The 17531-nt window shown below is 67.2% G+C and carries 27 protein-coding genes and 1 tRNA gene; all 28 read left to right on the top strand.

The features are described from left to right. Position 1: 1 nt before the first annotated feature. The 28 genes from ACP95_RS15470 (at position 2) to ACP95_RS00675 (ending at position 17528) form a co-directional block, all read left to right on the top strand. Positions 2 to 152 (top strand) — tRNA-Met (locus ACP95_RS15470). 98 nt (positions 153 to 250) lie between these two features. Continuing rightward, positions 251 to 379 (top strand): hypothetical protein, encoded by a 129-nt coding sequence (locus ACP95_RS16415; RefSeq protein WP_272913158.1) that lies wholly within the window; start codon positions 251 to 253, stop codon positions 377 to 379. Next, entirely contained in the window at positions 376 to 903 is a 528-nt protein-coding gene (locus tag ACP95_RS00785; protein WP_049979384.1) for a hypothetical protein, read from the top strand. The genes ACP95_RS16415 and ACP95_RS00785 overlap by 4 nt, the downstream gene beginning before the upstream one ends. Before the next feature lie 109 nt (positions 904 to 1012). Beyond that, entirely contained in the window at positions 1013 to 3163 is a 2151-nt protein-coding gene (locus ACP95_RS00780; RefSeq protein WP_049979383.1) for an AAA family ATPase, read from the top strand. After that, complete coding sequence (locus ACP95_RS00775; RefSeq protein ID WP_154018399.1) at positions 3163 to 3492, top strand: hypothetical protein; 330 nt, start codon at positions 3163 to 3165, stop codon at positions 3490 to 3492. The genes ACP95_RS00780 and ACP95_RS00775 overlap by 1 nt, the downstream gene beginning before the upstream one ends. Further along, positions 3485 to 3838, top strand: coding sequence for a hypothetical protein (locus ACP95_RS00770; RefSeq protein ID WP_049979381.1), 354 nt, complete (start codon positions 3485 to 3487; stop codon positions 3836 to 3838). Before ACP95_RS00775 ends, ACP95_RS00770 begins: the two co-directional genes overlap by 8 nt. Then, entirely contained in the window at positions 3835 to 4257 is a 423-nt protein-coding gene (locus ACP95_RS15050) for a hypothetical protein (RefSeq protein WP_082224514.1), read from the top strand. Before ACP95_RS00770 ends, ACP95_RS15050 begins: the two co-directional genes overlap by 4 nt. Next, on the top strand, positions 4250 to 4459 hold the full coding sequence (locus ACP95_RS00760) for a hypothetical protein (RefSeq protein WP_049979379.1): 210 nt from the start codon (positions 4250 to 4252) through the stop codon (positions 4457 to 4459). Before ACP95_RS15050 ends, ACP95_RS00760 begins: the two co-directional genes overlap by 8 nt. Next, complete coding sequence (locus tag ACP95_RS00755) at positions 4459 to 4680, top strand: MarR family transcriptional regulator (RefSeq protein WP_049979378.1); 222 nt, start codon at positions 4459 to 4461, stop codon at positions 4678 to 4680. Before ACP95_RS00760 ends, ACP95_RS00755 begins: the two co-directional genes overlap by 1 nt. 144 nt (positions 4681 to 4824) lie before the next feature. Next, positions 4825 to 5322, top strand: a complete 498-nt coding sequence (locus tag ACP95_RS00750; RefSeq protein ID WP_049979377.1) for a hypothetical protein — start codon at positions 4825 to 4827, stop codon at positions 5320 to 5322. Positions 5323 to 5326: 4 nt separating this feature from the next. Beyond that, positions 5327 to 5500 (top strand): hypothetical protein, encoded by a 174-nt coding sequence (locus ACP95_RS15465; protein WP_154018398.1) that lies wholly within the window; start codon positions 5327 to 5329, stop codon positions 5498 to 5500. Continuing rightward, positions 5493 to 6923 carry a hypothetical protein gene (locus ACP95_RS00745; RefSeq protein WP_049979376.1) on the top strand — a complete coding sequence of 477 codons (1431 nt, stop codon included), beginning with the start codon at positions 5493 to 5495 and terminating at the stop codon, positions 6921 to 6923. Before ACP95_RS15465 ends, ACP95_RS00745 begins: the two co-directional genes overlap by 8 nt. Next, complete coding sequence (locus ACP95_RS15460) at positions 6920 to 7075, top strand: hypothetical protein (protein ID WP_154018397.1); 156 nt, start codon at positions 6920 to 6922, stop codon at positions 7073 to 7075. The genes ACP95_RS00745 and ACP95_RS15460 overlap by 4 nt, the downstream gene beginning before the upstream one ends. 121 nt (positions 7076 to 7196) lie before the next feature. Further along, positions 7197 to 7499 carry a hypothetical protein gene (locus ACP95_RS00740; protein ID WP_049979375.1) on the top strand — a complete coding sequence of 101 codons (303 nt, stop codon included), beginning with the start codon at positions 7197 to 7199 and terminating at the stop codon, positions 7497 to 7499. A gap of 3 nt (positions 7500 to 7502) precedes the next feature. After that, a complete protein-coding gene (locus ACP95_RS15455) occupies positions 7503 to 7679 on the top strand; it encodes a hypothetical protein (RefSeq protein WP_154018396.1) in 177 nt (58 codons plus the stop codon). Then, positions 7672 to 7908, top strand: a complete 237-nt coding sequence (locus ACP95_RS00735; protein ID WP_082224516.1) for a hypothetical protein — start codon at positions 7672 to 7674, stop codon at positions 7906 to 7908. The genes ACP95_RS15455 and ACP95_RS00735 overlap by 8 nt, the downstream gene beginning before the upstream one ends. A gap of 116 nt (positions 7909 to 8024) precedes the next feature. After that, on the top strand, positions 8025 to 8375 hold the full coding sequence (locus tag ACP95_RS00730) for a hypothetical protein (protein ID WP_049979373.1): 351 nt from the start codon (positions 8025 to 8027) through the stop codon (positions 8373 to 8375). 15 nt (positions 8376 to 8390) lie between these two features. Next, positions 8391 to 8963: a helix-hairpin-helix domain-containing protein gene (locus ACP95_RS15045; RefSeq protein WP_082224513.1), complete on the top strand. Its 573-nt coding sequence runs from the start codon at positions 8391 to 8393 to the stop codon at positions 8961 to 8963. After that, positions 8960 to 10552, top strand: a complete 1593-nt coding sequence (locus tag ACP95_RS00720) for a phage terminase large subunit family protein (protein ID WP_049979372.1) — start codon at positions 8960 to 8962, stop codon at positions 10550 to 10552. The genes ACP95_RS15045 and ACP95_RS00720 overlap by 4 nt, the downstream gene beginning before the upstream one ends. Continuing rightward, positions 10549 to 12450 (top strand): phage portal protein, encoded by a 1902-nt coding sequence (locus ACP95_RS00715; protein ID WP_049979371.1) that lies wholly within the window; start codon positions 10549 to 10551, stop codon positions 12448 to 12450. Before ACP95_RS00720 ends, ACP95_RS00715 begins: the two co-directional genes overlap by 4 nt. Before the next feature lie 216 nt (positions 12451 to 12666). Beyond that, positions 12667 to 13893, top strand: coding sequence for an XkdF-like putative serine protease domain-containing protein (locus ACP95_RS00710; protein ID WP_049979370.1), 1227 nt, complete (start codon positions 12667 to 12669; stop codon positions 13891 to 13893). Beyond that, complete coding sequence (locus tag ACP95_RS00705) at positions 13893 to 14849, top strand: hypothetical protein (protein WP_049979369.1); 957 nt, start codon at positions 13893 to 13895, stop codon at positions 14847 to 14849. The genes ACP95_RS00710 and ACP95_RS00705 overlap by 1 nt, the downstream gene beginning before the upstream one ends. A 12-nt stretch (positions 14850 to 14861) precedes the next feature. Beyond that, complete coding sequence (locus ACP95_RS00700; RefSeq protein WP_049979368.1) at positions 14862 to 15053, top strand: hypothetical protein; 192 nt, start codon at positions 14862 to 14864, stop codon at positions 15051 to 15053. Between the two features lie 2 nt (positions 15054 to 15055). Next, entirely contained in the window at positions 15056 to 15448 is a 393-nt protein-coding gene (locus tag ACP95_RS00695; RefSeq protein ID WP_049979367.1) for a hypothetical protein, read from the top strand. Positions 15449 to 15451: 3 nt separating this feature from the next. Then, the gene (locus ACP95_RS00690; protein WP_049979366.1) at positions 15452 to 15742 is read left to right on the top strand and encodes a hypothetical protein; all 291 of its coding nucleotides are present in this window, start codon (positions 15452 to 15454) and stop codon (positions 15740 to 15742) included. A gap of 6 nt (positions 15743 to 15748) precedes the next feature. Next, on the top strand, positions 15749 to 16495 hold the full coding sequence (locus ACP95_RS00685; RefSeq protein WP_049979365.1) for a hypothetical protein: 747 nt from the start codon (positions 15749 to 15751) through the stop codon (positions 16493 to 16495). Continuing rightward, positions 16495 to 16968, top strand: coding sequence for a hypothetical protein (locus ACP95_RS00680; protein WP_049979364.1), 474 nt, complete (start codon positions 16495 to 16497; stop codon positions 16966 to 16968). The genes ACP95_RS00685 and ACP95_RS00680 overlap by 1 nt, the downstream gene beginning before the upstream one ends. Further along, the gene (locus ACP95_RS00675; protein WP_049979363.1) at positions 16965 to 17528 is read left to right on the top strand and encodes a hypothetical protein; all 564 of its coding nucleotides are present in this window, start codon (positions 16965 to 16967) and stop codon (positions 17526 to 17528) included. The genes ACP95_RS00680 and ACP95_RS00675 overlap by 4 nt, the downstream gene beginning before the upstream one ends. The last annotated feature ends 3 nt before the right edge of the window (positions 17529 to 17531 follow it).

Genomic DNA, 17531 nt, shown 5'->3' with positions numbered 1-17531 from the left:
CGGCCGGGTGGCTTAGCTGGACATAGCGCCGCACTCATAGGGTATCGAGATTCGGTGCGGTACGCCTTGGAAGATCCGCAGCGCCCACGGGGCCCGCCGAGCCTCGGACCTGGGTCATGCGGAGATCGCGGGTTCGGAGCCCGCCCCGGCCATACAACATTTTGTTGTCATGTGTCGCCTCCCAACCGGGGAGCCGCGGCACTACCAACGTATCACTATCTGGACCTGAAGCCGCGGGGGTGAGCGCCTGATGCCCTGTGGCTGTTCCGGCTGCAGCGGCGACGTCGTCGCGTTCATCGCCCATCCCGAGCACGGCCGCCGGGCCGTCTGTGAGGACCACGTCAACGACTACCCCGTCACAGAGCGGGTGGGACGATGAGCGGCGACGATCACGTCCGCGTCACCCACCGGGTTCCGAGCCACGTTCGCGACGCCGCTCAGGATCGGACCGAGCACGGGGAACTGAGCGAGGAGGTTCGTAGCCTCTACCAGCGGATCGCGTTCGGCGAGGAAGCCGCCGAGCACGACACCGTCCGACGGGAGCTAGAGCGCGTCCGCGACGAAAAGGACGACACGCGGCGGCAGATCCGCGAACTGCAGGCTGAACTCGAAGAGCTCGAGCGCCGCGAGACGCGCCTGGAGGAGAAGCTCTCGAAGCATACCTCGCGCCAGGACAAGTACGAAGGCCACCTCGAGGCGCTGGAGACGCAACTCCGCGACGGGACACACATCTGGCCGGACCATCCCGGCGTCAAGCGCGCGGCGAACACGGCCGAGATGGAACCGGAAGAAGTCATCGAGGAGCTGCAGGAACGGAACCCGGAGGTGCCGGACTACGCGTTCCAAGACGCGATGCACGCGGATCGCGTTTGGACCGGATTCGGCGACGGGGGTGGTGAGTGATGCACGACGCCGTCCCTCACTACTCCACTATGCATATACATACATCACATACACATATGAACTTGGTAAGTTACAGTAGTACGGTCGAACGGGACGGAGGTGAGTCGGCGTGAGCACCGCTGAACCCAAACAGAACCTCACCGAGCAGTTCCTGCAGTTCTACCGAGACTACTACCGAGAGGAGATTGGGACACTCGCCCAGCTCTGGCCGCAGGAACAGCGGTCGCTCTACATCGAGTACAGCGACCTGTTCCGGTTCGAGCGCGACATCGCCGAGGACTATCTCGACGACCCTGACCAGATGCAGCAGTACGCCGAGGAGGCGCTGCACCTCTTCGACCTTCCTGCCGACGTCGACCTCTCGAGCGGCAGCGGCGCGAACGTCCGGCTAACGGACCGGGAGGGGATGCTCGACACCATCTCGATCGCCGACCTCGGCTCGGATCACATCGGTGAGTTCGTCGCGATCACGGGCCAGATCGAGAAGGTGACGAAGGTCACGCCCGATCTCGAGCGGGCGCACTGGGTGTGCCAGCGCTGCATGACGGCGACGCCGATCGACCAGGGCCACACGTCCGTCCAGGAGCCGCACGAGTGTGCTGGCTGCGAGCGGCAGGGGCCGTTCGAGCTCGACGTCGACCAGTCCGACTGGTCCGACCGCCGGAAGCTGAAGTTTGGCGAGCTCCCAGCGGAGCGCACCACCTCACGCGGCCAGCACCGTACCGTCTACGTCGCGGGTGACCTCTGCCACTACGGCGGCGAGAACGGGCTGGCCGACCGCGCCGGCGAGCAGGCGACGATCCTCGCGACGGTCAACGTCGACACGGACAGTCTCACCGGCCAGAACGCGACGACGGAGTCGGACATCTGGCTCGACGCCCACTCGGTCGTCTTCGAGGACGACGACCTCCACGACGTGGACATCGACGCCCATCGCGAGGAGTTCGAGTCGTTCGCTGCCGAGGACAACGCCCCCGACCTGTGCGCCCGGTCGATCGCGCCGGAGCTGCTCGCCGAGGGCGACGACGAGATGGAGGCCGTGATGGACGCTTCGGTCGCCTGGCTGTTCAACGGCTACCGTGTCGACCCCGAGGGCAAGGGCACGTTCCGTGGCGACCTCCACTTCGCGCTGATCGGCGACCCTGGCAAGGGGAAGTCGACGCTGCTGGCTGCGCTGAACGACATCGCCCCCAAGTCGGTGTTCCGGTCGGGGACTGGGCTGTCGAAGGTGGGGCTCACCGCTGCGGCCGTCCAGGAGGAGTTTGCCGGCACGTCCGAGTGGACGCTGGAGCCGGGGGTTCTGCCACGAGCCAACGGGGGCCACTGCATCATCGACGAGGTGGACGACGTCGTCGACGAGAAGACGAAGGCCATCCACGACGCCCTCGAGGGCGAGCAGATGGTCAAGGTCGACAAGGCTGGGATCGAGGCCGACCTCCCGAGTCGGACGGCGCTGTTCGCGAGCGGCAACCCGACCGACGGTCGGTTCGACCGCTACGAGCCCATCGCCGAACAGATCGACCTGGATCCGGCGCTGATCTCGCGGATGGACATCCTGCTGTCGGTGCAGGACATCCCCGATCCGGATCACGACGCCGACGTCGCCGACCATATGCTCGACACGTTCGACGAGCTCTCCCGCGCCGAGATCGCCGAGCGCGGTGGGCAGGTCGAACAGGTCGAGGAGTCGACAGCCGAGGGCCCGGTTCCAAAAGAGGTGCTCCGGGCGTGGGTGGCCTACGCTCGAGAGAACGTCTTCCCTGTTCTCACCCAACCGGCGAAGGAGAAGCTCAAGGAGTTCTACGTCGAAGTGCGCGACCTCAACGGCGGCCACTCCGAGGACGACGGCGACGACCCGATCCCGGCGACGCCGCGGACTCTTGAGGCCGGCATCCGCCTGGCCGTCGCCTTCGCTCGCGTGGGCCTTTCCGAGACTGTCGAGGTCGAGCATGCCGAGCGGGCGATCGACCTCTCTCGCCAGGTGGTCGGGATGAACTACGACCCCGAGTCAGGCAAGTTCGACGCCGGCCGCGTGGACACAGGCAAGCCGAAGTCCCAAGAAAACCGCCGGAAGGCGTTGAAAGCCCTGATTAAGGACCTACAGCCGGACGACTCCGCCGACGGTGTGGATACCGGCGATCTCCTCGACAAGGCCGAAGAACAAGGGCTGAACCGCGAGAAGTGCGAGAAAGATCTCGACTACTGGGACAAACGTGGTGAGATCTATCACCCGTCGATGGGTGAGGTGAGGTGGTCCTGATGGCGGATGGTCTCAGCACCCGCGAGCAGTACGAGCGCGTGGTCTCGATCGTCGACGCCAACACCGGCGGCAAACAGCGACCGATGGCCGCTCTCAGCACCATCCGGACGGTCGCCGGCTACGCAGGGATCGGCGCGGAGGACGTCGGCAAGCGCCTCGATCGCGCAGTCGCGAACGGCGACCTCGTGATCGTCGAGGGTCGCGTCTGCCAGGCGGAAGAGGAGCCCGTCCGGGCGGCGATCCGCTACGAGGGCAAGCGCGAGCACACGCGGAAGGATCGCCTCGCGAAGCTGAACCAAGCACTCCAGGGGGTGCTCGACGATGAGTGATCACAAGTACTCCGTCGACGACGGCCACTGGGACGAGGACGACGACCAGGAGGACGCCGAACCGACACTCGAGGTCACCCGCCACACGGTCACCATCGACGACTGTCGCGATGCCCACGACTACGAGCACGGCCTCGAGTGGACGTTCTCCATCGAGGACGGCGTCGTTACAGGCATCTACAAAGGCCACTGGCTGGAGGGCCGCACGCAGTCTGACCCGATGCTGTCGCCGTCGTGGGCCGAGGTGCCGACGGTGATCAAGGCGCACCTGGCGATGGAGCTCAACCTCGAGGGTGGGTGGGCGATCGAGACAGATCTGCCGGAGCACTACGGGGGTGACCGATGAGCTCCCGTAAAGGTGACCGCGCCGAGCGGGAGCTCTCAAACTGGCTCGAGGACGAGGCCGATTGGTACGCCCAGCGGACTGGATCATCGGGAGCGGCGACGGACCGCGCTCGACCGGACGTGATCGCCAGCCGTGATCACCGCCACAGTCGCTGGGGCCGCGTCGCCATGATCGAGGTGAAGGCCGTCGACGACGGCACGGTCCACCTCGACGCGCACGAAGTCGAGGAACTCCAGGAGGCAGCCAGCCGCGCCGGCGCCGGTGCCTGGGTAGTGATCCGGCCGAACTTCAACCGCCACGACCAGTGGCATGTCTACCCGCTCCACGAGCTCCACGAGACCGACGGCGGCAACTACTCGGTCCGCAAGAGCGACCTCCCCGGACGCCCCCTCGAGGAGGTGTTCGGCGCCGATGCGTGATCCGGACGCCCCGGCCTACGTCTCGCGCAAGAAGCTCGAGCGCTCGGACACCGCTGACGCGACCTGGCACTCCGACGAGGACTGCCACCAGGTCGAGGCGATGGACGAGGTCGTCGAGATGACCGTCGCCGAAGCGAAGGAAGAGTGCGCCCGCCAGGCACAGTGCTGCTCGACCATGCCCGCGCTGGAGGACCTCGACTGATGGAGCCACTGAGCGTCGACGCCGACCTGCCGCCGGCAGCCCGCCACGTCGCCCACGTCCTGCAGGAGCGCGGCCCATGCACGCAACCGGAGCTGGTCGAGATCACGACTCTCCCGGAGACGACCGTCGACGACGCCCTCGCCCGGCTCGTCGAGGAGGGGCTCGTCGATGTGACCCAGCGCTGGGGCGACGCCCGCGGACATCGCTACGAACTCGACTGACCCTCCCCATGTTCCCCCGAGATTCGGGGCAAGGCGGATCGTTTTAGGCCTTCGTGCCCACCGTCCAGATAGTTACCAGCCGTTGGCCAGTCAGCGACAAACCGGAGAGACGGGCCGTAGCCACTCCTGCCGCCGACCTGTACCATGCCAGAACACCCCTCAGAGTACCAAGAGCACGTACTGAACGCTCCGGACGTCTGCAGCAACTGCTTCCGACTCGTCCGCGTCGAGCGGGAGCGACCGGCGTCGGGCTTCCGCCCGGCGGAGACCTTCTACGCTCGCAACCAGGCGACGACGAGCGTCGAGCACGCACCCGCCGACACGGTCAGCGAGTCCGAAGCGGTCTTCTGCGCCTGCGGCGCCGAGTCGGCGTTCGACCGGATCTGGAGCTGGCGCGACGTCAATCGCGAGCGGTTCCACGAGCTCCTCAAGCACCTGCTCCGGAGTGCCGAGCGCAAGGGGCTCTCGATCGCCCGCCAGCCGGCCGCGGCCCACGCCCTCGCAAGCCACGAACAGCGCCACGAGCGCGACGACGCCCAGGTGCGCGTCGAGTGTGACGTCGACGCCGCCCTCGCCGACGGCCTGTTGGCCGGACTGCGGGTCGCCAACGTCCGCGCCGGCGCCGACGCCACGACTGTCTAGGCCCATGATCCCCCAGCGTGTCCGCTGTTCTCCGCTCCACCGAGAGGAGCGTATCGCGGACGTCGTCGACACCATCCTCCGAGCCGACGGCGAGCTGCTCTACCGCGTCGACATCGACGGCCACCACTACCGCGTGCTGGCTGCCGAGACCACACCTGCCCGACCTCTTCATGACTGAGGCCCTCACCGACGCACAACGCGAGTTCCTGGAGTGCCTCCCAGCGACGACGGCGGAGGTAGTGGACGAACTGGGGATCAAGCGCACGTCGGTGAAAGACCGCCGCGACGGCGTCCGCGACAAGGGCGTGGAGCTCGACTTCGACCAGAGCACCCACGTGTGGTCGATCGCCGGCGACGATGTCGACACCCAGGGCGATGACACTCCCGCCCTTCCGGACCTCGAGGACGTCGACGCCAAGGGCGACCCCGACGAGTCGGAGCTCACCGATCGCGAACGCTACGTCGCTCGCGAACTCCAGACCGGCGCCACGGTCGAGAGCCTCGCCGACGACCTGGACGAGCGCGAGTCGATCGTCGTCGAGTACCTCCGCGATCTCAAGCGCCAGGGCTGGGAGGTCTACGTCGACGAGACCGCGGAGCACGTCGCCATCGAGGGCGACCACACACTCCGATCGAGCGAGCACAAGGGCACACGAACGCGGAAAGCAAACCGGTGGTGGGAGAGCCGCCACAACGCACTCGCCCGTCGGTTCAAGGCTCTCGACGATCCCACGGCGGAGCTCGAGGCGACGCCGGGCCGGGAAGACTGGGTCACGCACCTGACCGATCTCCACGCCGGGGACTACGTCCGACAGGACGACGGCGAGGTCGTCTACAAAACGGCCATCGTCCCGGACGTGATCGACTACACGACCGAGCAGTCGATCTACCTCGCGGAGAAGCACGGCGCCGAGTACGACGTCGCCCACCTGCTGTGGGGCGGCGATATGGTGACCAACGAGGGGATCTACGAGGGCCAGTTCGAGGACCTGGACAGCTGGCTCGACGAACAGGTGGACGTCCTCCATGACCCGCTGCTCCGGCAGGTCAAGGCGTTCAGTAACCGCTTCGACACGGTAAACATCGTCTGCCAGGCCGGCAACCACGGCGACATGCGGGCGTCCGGGACGTCGAAGCAGGCCAACGCCGACCTACTCGTGTTCAAGTCCATCCGGAACACGGTCGCGGCGTTCCAACGCGAGTACGACGACCTACAGAACGTCAACTTCGCGATCGGACAGGCCCGTGGCTACCGGAACTTCCCGATGCGTGGCGGCCAGCTGACCGGCCACCTTCGCCACGGCGAAGACCGCGACCCGCAGGCGTCGACGAGCGCGCGACTGAAGGAGTGGATGTCGACACTCCTTGAGCACGACTACGACATCGCCTACCTCGGCCATCACCACGTCACCGGCATGATCCCCTGGGACGGCCCACCTATCGTCGCGACGGGGTCGCCGAAGCCAAGCGGGGAGTTCGTCGAGCGCCTCGGCGTCGGCGTTCCGAGTCGGTACCAGTCGATCGCGACGGTCCACGGCGTCAGCGACGACGGCATCACTGGCTTCTACCCCGTCGACGACCGGAAATTCGAGCCTTCATGAAGTGGGTCGACCAGCGCCGGTACATCGCCTTCCTCGTGCCGGGGCTGGCCGTCCGCTGCGCCGGCGACGAGCAGCTCTGGCTGGCGGATCCCACCACCCGCGATGCGTGGATCGCCGCCGAGCACCCCGTCGACCTCCGCGACTACCGCTGACCATGCCCCACAAACGACACACACGCGAACCAGCGATGCTCGACTCGTGCAGCAACTGCGGCCACGTCTTCCGAGCGGGCCGTCCCCACGACTGCAGCTCGGAGGGAGATGCCCAGGCCCCATGAGCACCCGCATCGACCCTCGCCCGTGGTACTGCGTGGGCGCCGCCGTGGACGAGTACAAGACGATCCTCACTGCCAACCCTGACCGCCTCCCGATGCTCAAGACGTTCAAAATCCTCCGCGCCCTGCTCGTCAACGTCGGCATCCTCACGTTCGGCGCCTACGCGATGTACCTCGGCGGCGAACCCACGCTCATCGGGCTGGTGACACTCCTGACGTTCGTCGGCTACAACGGGCTCGAGGCCAGCGACTACGCCTCGCTCGTCCGCGCCGTCGACGAACTCCGGAACGGTGGTGACTGACCGATGGAGCTCACCCTCGCCCAGCTGATCACGATCGTCCTCGGCGCCGTAGTCCTGGCGTCGACGGACCCCGCCGCACTCAGTCGCCTCGGGATGGCCTGGCTGTCGAAGAAGCTCGGCGTCAAGCCCCGCGACATCACCAAGGTCGACAACGCGACTGACGGTGACGCCGATGAGTGACCAACCCCGCCGCTTCGAACTCGTCCGCGACGAGGACGTCTCCGGTACCTCGGGAACGGGCGTCGTCGCCAACGGCGTCTTGTTCCCCGAGCCCAACGGCCGAGCCGTCCTGGGCTGGGACACCGACGTAAACAGCGTCGCTGTCTACGACAGCATCGAGGAACTCGAGGAGATCCACGGCCACGAGGGCCGCACTCGAGTGGAGTTCGTCGACGACGACCCATCCTGATCGCCCCGGAGCCATACGCCACGGCGCCGGGGAGCATCACAACCCGCAACCCACCAACCACAACCGATGCACACCACTGTGACCTCACGATCGCACCGAACGATAAGTACCGCCGAGTGGTCGGCCTCTACGGTCACGAGGAGGGCCTCGACGCCGCCGAGGACTCTCCGGCCGACTCCTACGAGGACTGGCCGGACGAGCATCGCGACGCCGCCGATGGCTACGTGGAGGTCGTCGACAGCGCTCCCGAGCCTGAAGATGTCGGCCTCGACACCGACCACGACCCGCTCTCGTGGAGTGACATCAGCCCTTCGCAGGATCCGGACCTCCTCGCGAAGATCGCGACCTACTTCGAGGGCATGGACGCCGACGAACCGAGCGACCTCCTGCGAGCGAAGTGCCGCCTCCTGGACGTCGACCTCTACGCCAAGGCACAGACGGCCGCGCGGCAGGAACTTCTCGAGTAGCGTCTCCCCCACACCATGACTGAGGACCTCACCAGCATCGACGGCGTCGGGCCAGCGATAGCGGAGCAGCTCCGCGAGGCCGACTTCGAGACCCCCGGCGACGTCCACGGCGCCGACGTCGACGAGCTCGCAGAGGTCCACCTGCTCGGTGAGGCATCCGCCCGGGCGATCCTCAACGAGGACGGTGGCGCGTCGAAGGGCCGAGACTTCGCCCTCAGCGAGGGGGACCACGAGGAGATCCTCGAGGCGGCCGAGACGGGCATGTCGATCCGCGGCTGTGCCCGCGCCGCCGGGGTGAGCCTCTCACAGCTCCAGCGCTACCTGGACGCCCACCAGGATTTCCGGGTCAGCTTCGAGCGGGCGCGTGCGCGAGGCGAGTCCGAGCTGATCGAGGGCGGCCTTCGCGACGACGAGGTCGACACGTCGATGGCGAAGTTCCTGCTGGCGAGCTCCTACGACTACAAGAAGACCGAGCGTCGCGAGGTCGAGGCGGACGTCGACCAGACCACGACTCACGAGCTCGGCGAGGACGAGAAGGAGATGGCGCTGGAGACGATCCGCGAGCTCCAGGAGCGTGAGTCTGCATGAGCGTCGAGCAACAGATCGCCGACGTCGCGACCGGCGACGATCCGGCGGGCAAGCGGGCGCTACTGAACCCGTGGGATCCCGACACGCCGGCGACGCTGCTCGACGCGGCGAACGAACTCTGCCGGGGCTACATGCGCGACGAGCGGGACGACTACCACCTGCTCGGCGACCACCACGGCGAGTGGCTTCGCCTCCTGGACGACGAGCGGAACCTCGTCCTCAACTGCCACCGTGACGGGCTGAAGACGACGGTCGTCCTCTGCTACCTGACGCTCCGGCTGGAGTTCGACGCCGGGTTCCGCGCTATCTGGGCGATGAACAACAAGACGATGGCGAAGAAGAAGACGGACCTCGAGTTCAACCGGTTCGTCGAGCGGAACCCCTGGCTGACCAACCTCCAGTCCGAGGACCGCGTCACCGACACCATCGACCTGAAGGAGTTCCCCAACGCGGCGACGCTGACGGCGACGTGGCTCGACGGCGGCGTCGACGGGGATCGCGCGCACCTGCTCGTCCTGGACGACCTGATCAAGGTGCGCGGCGACGGCGAGGCGGACGACGTCCGCGAGTGGGTCGAGGGGACGGCGACGCCGATGGTCAAGGACAACGGGCGGACCGTGATGATCGGCACCCGCAAGCGCGAGGACGATCTCTACCAGCACTACCGCTCGCTGCCTGCCTTCGCCGTGGCGGAGTTCCCGGCGATCCTCGAGTACTGGGAGGACGGCAACGCGACCGCGCAGGATCTCGACGACCGTCGGCCGCCGGCGGAGTACTACACCCAGGTGCCGGACCCCTGGCACGACGGCCAGTCCATGCACGTCCTCTGGCCGGAGGCGCGTGGGGCAGAGTGGTTAGCCGAAAAGCGCGCCGAGCGTGCGGACTTCCGCTTCTGGCGGGAGTACTGCCTCGCGTTCATCGGCGCCTCGGGCAACCTCGTCGACGCCGACGCCGTCAACGCGGCAGTCGACGACGGTGGCTGCTCGATCCGCAGTCGCGACCCGCCCCAGAAGTACCGCGCCGGCAAGGGCGAGGCGATCGTCGTCACGCACGACCCCGCCAACAGCCCCACCGGCGACGACTGTGCCTTTACTGTCTGGCTCCGCCGGCGTGGCGGCGAGCGCGTCCTCCTCGACGCCCGCTCCGAGCCGGGGCTCTCGCCCTCGCAGGTCAAGAGCCAGCTGCTGGCCTACGACCAGCGCTACGACCCGGCGGCGATCGCGATCGAGTCCAACGGGATCCAGGGGTACATCGTCGAGGACGCGATCGAATTCGATCCCCAGCTGGCTGCGAAGGTGACGGGGCTGGACACTGGGACCCAGAAGCACTCCTGGGAGAACGGCATCCCGCGGCTGCGGCGACTCGTCGACAACGGGATGCTGCACTTCTACCGCGATCACCGACCGACGGAGGACTTCATCACGGCGATGGAGTCGCTCGAACTCGACGACGGCCGCCTCGAGGGCCACACACCCGACCTGATCGCGGCGTGGTACATGGCGGAGAAGCTGCTCCGCCGGCTCGACGGCCGTGATGAGGGCGACGACGTCGATGACGAGGACGACACCAACGGAGTGAGCTACCTGTGACTGAGGAACCCAACGACGACAGCGGTGGCGAGGTCTCGCTGTCCATCTCGACGCTCGACGGCGGCAACACGTCGGCGATGGACAAGGCAAAGGAAACGACCCAGCTCGACGAGCGTCGCATCGCGACGGACGTCGGCAGAGGGATCGTCCCGCCGTACAACCCCGAGACGCTGGCGGCGTTTCAGGAGCTCAACGAGACCCACCAGGCCTGCCTGCGGATGAAGGCTCGCTACGAGGTGGGCTACGGCTTCGACATCGTCCCGCACCCGCAGGCTGACGAGCCGGACCCAGAGGGTGATGCCTACCAGGCCGTCGAGGACTTCTGGCGCGGCTCGGACTCACGCTGGCAGCTCGGGCCCGAGGGCACGGCGACGTCGACACCCGAGGAGGTGCTCGAGCTCTCCCGCCTGGACTACCACGGCGTCGGCTGGGCCGCCCTGGAGATCCTCGTCGAGGGCGACGGGACGCCGGTCGGGCTCGCGCACGTCCCGGCAACGACCGTCCGCGTGCGCAAGACCACGACCACCACCGAGACCGAGGACGGCGAGGAGGTCGAGGAGATCGAGAGTGGCCACGGCTACGTCCAGATCCGGCAGGGCCGGCGCCGGTACTTCGGCGAGGCCGGCGATCGCTACGGCGAGGATAAGCGCTTCGTCGACGCGAAGAACGGTGACGTAGCTGACTCCGCCGAGAAGCTGGACAACGAGCCGGCCAACGAGCTCATCTTCGTCCCGAACCCGACGCCGCTCAGCCTCTACTACGGGATCCCGGACTGGGTCGCGGCGATGCGGACGATGGCCGCTGACGAGGCCGCCCAGGAGTGGAACCACGACATCTTCGACAACCTGGGCATCCCCCACTACGCGGTCAAGGTCTACGGCGGCACGCTCACCGAGGACTCGAAGGACGAACTCCGGGAGCTCACGCAGAACCTGAAGGGCGAGCCCCACCGGACAGCCATCCTCGAGGTGGAGGACTTCGAGTTCGAGTCCGACAACCCGCTGCAGGAGGGCGACCCTAGCGACGTCGAGATCGAGTTCGAGCCGCTCGGGGCGACGGACTCCAACGACATGGAGTTCCACCAGTTCCGCGAGCGCAACGAGCACGAGATCGCCAAGGTCCACGAGGTGCCGCCGATCCTGATCAACGTGACGTCGACGTCCAACCGCTCGAACTCCGAGGCGCAGGTCCAGGAGTTCGCGGAGGGCGTGATCGCGCCGGAGCAGGCGAAGTTCGAGGCCCGCCTCTACAAGATCCTCCACCAGACCGCGCTCGGCGTCGACGACTGGACGATCAACTTCGAGCTCCGCGGTGCGGAGAACCCCAAGCAGGAAGCCAACCTATCCGAGAGCCGGGTTCGGGCGATGCGGCTCGCCGGCGTCGGTACCGTCAACGAGGCACGCGAGGAGCTTGGCCTCGAACCGTTCGACGAGGACGTCGGCAACATGACGCTCGCCGAGTTCGAGAGCGAGATGAACGACGACGCCGACGGTGACGGCGAGAGCGAAGCGGCGAAGTCCGCCCATGCGCCGCCGGAAGAGAACAAGGTCGGCGAGCGCGAGTGGTCGACCGTCCGGAGCCGCCTCGAGACCAAGAACGCCATCGAGCAGGCGCAGTTCAACAGCAGCAACCTCGAGGAGGGGCTGTACGATCTCGAGCAGCAGGAGCTCTACCTGAGCTTCAAGCGACCGGACGGCGCGAACTCCCTGTACGTCTACGTCGACGTCCCGCCGTCGATCTGGGCGTCGCTGAACAGTGCGGGGAGCCACGGCAGCTACCACTACAACCACATCCGGATGGAGTTCCCGTACATGGAGATCACGAACTTCCACGACCGACTACCGCAGGGACCGGCGCCGGACTCCGAGGACGTCCCGGAGGACATCCCCTCGATGTAGGCGACCCACGCGGTGCGATCTATCCCCGAGTGGACGGCGCGCGGTTCGACTCCGGGCCGGGGACCTTCGCCGGGGGCAGGGCGGCCCGGCACTCCGACGATGACTGATTCTTCAACCGACCGAGAGCGCGGCGAGAAGCGTGGCGTGGTGTCGACCGACGACGTCGACGCCGGCGACGCTGACGCCGACGCCAACGACGACGCGGAGGACTGACACATGACCGACCGAGGCGAACAGATCTCCAAGCGGGTCGACTACGTCGCGAAGGACGCCGGGGCCCAGACCGCAACGGGCGTCGTGATGGTCCCCTACACGGTCGACCACCACGGCGACTGGGAGCGCCCGGGGACGATCCGGGACTTCGCCGACCAGTTCGACGCGTTCGTCGACGCCGGCGAGGCCGACGGCGGCATCATGCACGCCGTCTGGCCGTCGGACTGGATGACCCTCGAACGCAACGAGGTGCTCGAGGAGGCCGAGACGATCGGCGGCAAGGAGGTGCCGGCCGAGGCGTGGGTCCAGACCTGGCAGTACAACGACGACGAGCTCTGGAGCCTCGTCGAGGACGACATCCTCGGCGGTCACTCGATCGGCGCCGATGCCGTCGACTGGGACTACAACGGCGAGGACCCCGAAGCGCTCCCCGAGGAGGTGGACATCCCCGACGAAGTGGACGTCGACGAGTACTTCGAGCTCGAGGATGGGATCGTCCGCGAGGTTTCCGCGGTGGACATCCCTGCAGTCACGGACGCCCAGATCCTCACGGCGTCGAAGGCCCGGGCGGCGACCGCACGGAAGCGGGTTGCCGACCACCTCGGCAACTACGACGCGTTCCTCGAGGAGATGCTCGAGCGCGGCCACGACGAGGCGGCCGCCGAGCGGGTGTGGGACGTGCTCGACCGTGCGGTCAACGTCGAGGGTGCCGGCGAGCCCGGTGCGAACAAGAGCCTCACGGACGCCGCCAGGGCGTTCGTGAACGAGCTCACTCGCGGCGCGCTCGGCTCGAACCAGTCTACTGGCCCGCAGGTACAGGCAGCCAAGGACGCCTCCGAGGGCGACACCTCGGACGATGGCGGCTCCGAAACGGAGGCCGCTGACGACACCACCATGAGTGACGACGAGCCCCCGGAGTGGGCTAAGGACCTGATCGAACAGACCAAGGAGAACGCTGAGCGGCTGGACGAGATCCAGTCCAGCGACGCAGAGAAGGACGACGATCCCCTCGAGGACGCCCCGGAGTGGGCGAAGGAGGTCGTCGAACAGACCGAGAAGAACGCCGAGCGGATCGACGAGATCTCGAAGCAGACTGGGGCGACGCAGTCCCAGCAGCTCGGCGGCGCGGAGCAGAGCGGTGGCGATGCCGGCATCGACAAGCGGGCGGCGTGGTTCACGCCGCAGAGCAAGCAGCACCTGCTGGCGGAGCAGTCTGGAGGTGACAACTGATGGCTACTCGAAACGGCGGCATGACCGGGGTGCGGAAGGACAATGAAGAGGCGCTGAAGGACGTCGCACCGGGCGACCTCTCCGGCGGCGTGATGCCGCGGGATCTCTTCGACGACTGGTACCAGCGGGTGCAGGACACTTCGCGCCTGCTGGACATGGTCCGGACGGAGGTCCTTCCGCGGCCCAAGATGGAGCTGGCCCGCATCGGCGTTGGCGATCGGATGCGTCGCGGCGCCGCCGTCGAGGAGGGGACCAGCAACGGCTCGGCAGCGGTCAACACTGACGGCATCGAGATGGACGCCGAGAAGGGCGTCCTCTCGTGGGACCTCCCCCGCGAGACCGTCGAGGACACCATCGGCCAGGTCGACGAGATCGTCCTGGACAAGATGGCCAACCAGTGGTCCATCGACACGCAGGACCTCGGGATCAACGGCGACTCAGGGAGTGCCGACGCCTTCCTCCAGCAGAACAACGGCTGGCTGAACATCCTCAACGGTCGCACCGACACCAACACCTACGACCACCAGGGCGGCGCGATCGACACGTCGCTGTTCCACGAGAGCCGCGCAGCGCTTCCGAACAAGTTCAAGCGCAGCGGCGAGGTGCAGGAGCCGGTGTACATGATGAACCTCTCGCACCTCGAGAACTACGAGTACGACCTCACCCAGCGTGAGGACCCGCTCGGCGCCGCCGTGCTGTTCTCGGAGGACGACATCACGCCGTTCAACTACGACGTCTACGGCTTCGCGGCCTGGCCTGAGGACACCGCGCTGCTAACCTACCCCGAGAACCTCATCTACGGGATCTGGCAGCAGACCGAGATCGAGGTGCTCGACGCGACCGACAAGACCGCGGAGAACGACCTCTTCGCGCGCTACTTCATGCGGACGCGTGACGACTTCCAGGTCGAGGACGAGGAGGGCGCCGTCCTGATTAACAACCTGCCGACCGCCTGAGGTGACTGACTGATGGCAGAACCCACAACCAACGCGGCCGTTCGGCGGGCCTTCGAGGGGCACCGGATCGTCCGGCGTGTCAGTTCGGACCCGGCGACAGCCGACCTCGAGGGCGGCGAGATCTGGTACCGAACGGATCTGGACGAGTACCGCGGGTACGAGGCCGGCACCGGCGTCGTGACCCTCAGCACCACCGCCGTCTGATCATGCCACGAGCACGCTACACGGCTGACGGCGGCACCTACCGCGTCGGCGGGATCAGCTTCGACCCCGGCGACGAGTACGAGGTTGATCACGAACTCGCCGACTACCTCAGTGATCACGACGACTTCGTCGTCAGCGTCGAGAAGGAAGCCTCTCCGGAGGAGGACGACGGAGACGCAGACGAGACGGACAGTGACGAGAACCAGGACGACGACGGCGACGAAGATGGCTTCGACGCCGAGGCGTTCGTCGATCGGACGCCGATGGACGATGTCGTCGACGACATCCACGCCGGCGAGGCCGACGAGCACCTCGACGAGCTCTCCGAACTCGACGACCTCCGCGTCGGTGTCCAGGACGCCATCGGCGAGCGCCGCGCGGAACTGGAGGGGTGACCCATGCCCTCGACAGAGGAGACGATCGACATCGAGACCAGCGGCAACGCCGTCGCGCTGCGGCTGCTCGGGGCGTCGATCGTCGACGTCCACATCCGCGGTGACGCGGCCGCCGACTACGTGGTCGACGTCCGCAAGAACGGCGGCTCGTGGATCCAGAACGTTCGAGCCGGGTACTCCGGCAGTGCCGACTACGACGACGTTCTCGAGACCGGTGCCGAAGAGCTCCGCGTCCGCTGTACGAGTGGTACCGGCGCCGCTGACCAGGCAACGATCACGCTGATGGGGAGCTGATCCGGCATGCCCGAGGGGTACTGCACGCTCGAGGACCTGAGAATCGCCCTGCAAGAGGCGGAGCTCCCTGGCGACCTCTCGCAGGACAAGCAGCTGGCCGTCCGCGCGATCGCGGCCCAGACCGAACCCCTGGAGAAGGAGCTCAAGCGGCACTGGTACGCCCCGAGCGGTGCCGACATCCTCGATGAGGCAACCGACATCGACATCCCGACCGGCCCAAAGACGCGCGACGACGAGGAGGACATCCCGACTGGGTCGGCGTTCCTCGTCGACGACGAGGGGCCGAAGCCAAAGACGTCCCAGGGCGACTACGCCAAGATCACGCTGGCGCGCCGTGACGCCGAGTCGATCGAGGCGCTGCACGTTCGGCAGGCGGACGGTACCTACGAGGACTGGGCAGCGTCGTCGGACTATTCCGAGGGGTCGTGGCCGCCGTCGGGCGAGGACTTCTACCTCCGCGTCAACAACGGGGGCTGGTCGCGGGTCTACCTGGACACGACGAACCTCCTCGAAGAAGACGAGGACGACGAGTACGTGCTGGACAGCTTCGCCAACGCGGTCTACCTCGAGTGGTCCTACGGACACGAAGGCATCCCCGACAACGTCCGGCGAGCAGTGGCGCTACGTGCTGCCGCGATGTTCGTCGACGAGGCTGCGATCCAGATCCCCGACAACGTCCGCGTGAGCAGCGTCGACGCACTGGCGGACAAGTTCGAGACTAGAGCCGACGAACTCCTGGAGGTCTACCGCTGATGGCCACGCTCGAGTCCGGGTTCGAGGGCAAACTCCGCGAGGCGCTGCTGGACGAGCTCCAGAAGCAGATGCTCGCCGACGACGGCCCGGTGTGGGGGGCTGTCGAGCGCTCCCACGAGGTCCTGATGGAGTACGGCCGCCGGCACGACTACGACGTCGGGCCCGTGATCGAGGCGCTCGCCGAACCAGCGATCCAGCGCCAGCCCGATCGGATCGTCGCGACCTGGGGCTGGTACCATCCGGCGGCGCCACACTTTGCCTGGGGGACTTCGGACCACACTGTCGACGGCGACCCTGTCCTCGCGTTCGTCTGGGAGGATGCGCCGCAGTCGGTCCACGAGAAGTGGCCCGACACCGACCGCGTCGACGGCGACCCGGTCGTGTTTCTCCCCGAGGCGGACGTCTCCGGGCTCCCTGAGTCGCGGTTCGTCCGCGAGGGGATCGACTGGCTCCGACGTGAGGTGACAGGATGACTGCCGAGGTCGACTGGGTGCTCGAGCAGTTCGAAAGCGTCGTCGACGCCCAGCCGGACAGCCACCCGCTCTACCGCGTCGATCGCGACCAGTCCCACGTCTACGAGACCGGGGAAGACCTCGACATGCAGACACCGATCCGGGAGCGGACGGGCGAACTGAAGAAGGCCAACTACGTCGGCGTCTCCCACGCCGATACGTCGACCAGCCCGATCGGCACGGAGTTCGACCTGGAGGTCGAGCGCATCGTCTCGGTGCGCGTCGAGGGGCTGCACCACAGCGAGTGGGGGCACGTCGATCCGGCTGGCTACGGCGGCGGCGGGTATGGCGCCGGCGGCTATGGTGTCAACCTGGGCGCTCGCTTCGACGACGCGACCGGCCTCGTGGCCGATCTGCAGGCCGCCCTCTGGACCGAGCGGCAGTGGCCCAACGTCCCGCGCGACGGGACGGAGTACACCCACCTGCTGGTGCGAGACTACGGCCCGCGACTCGACGAGTACGGCGACTACTACCGCTACGACTTCGAGGTGCTGTTCGACGGGTTCGAGGACCTACCGTAACGC

It is taken from the genome of Halolamina rubra (assembly GCF_000739555.1).
GTDB classification, from domain to species: Archaea; Halobacteriota; Halobacteria; order Halobacteriales; family Haloferacaceae; genus Halolamina; species Halolamina rubra.
Note: the sequence above shows the minus strand (reverse complement) of the source record. Positions and strands in the feature narration are given on the sequence as shown.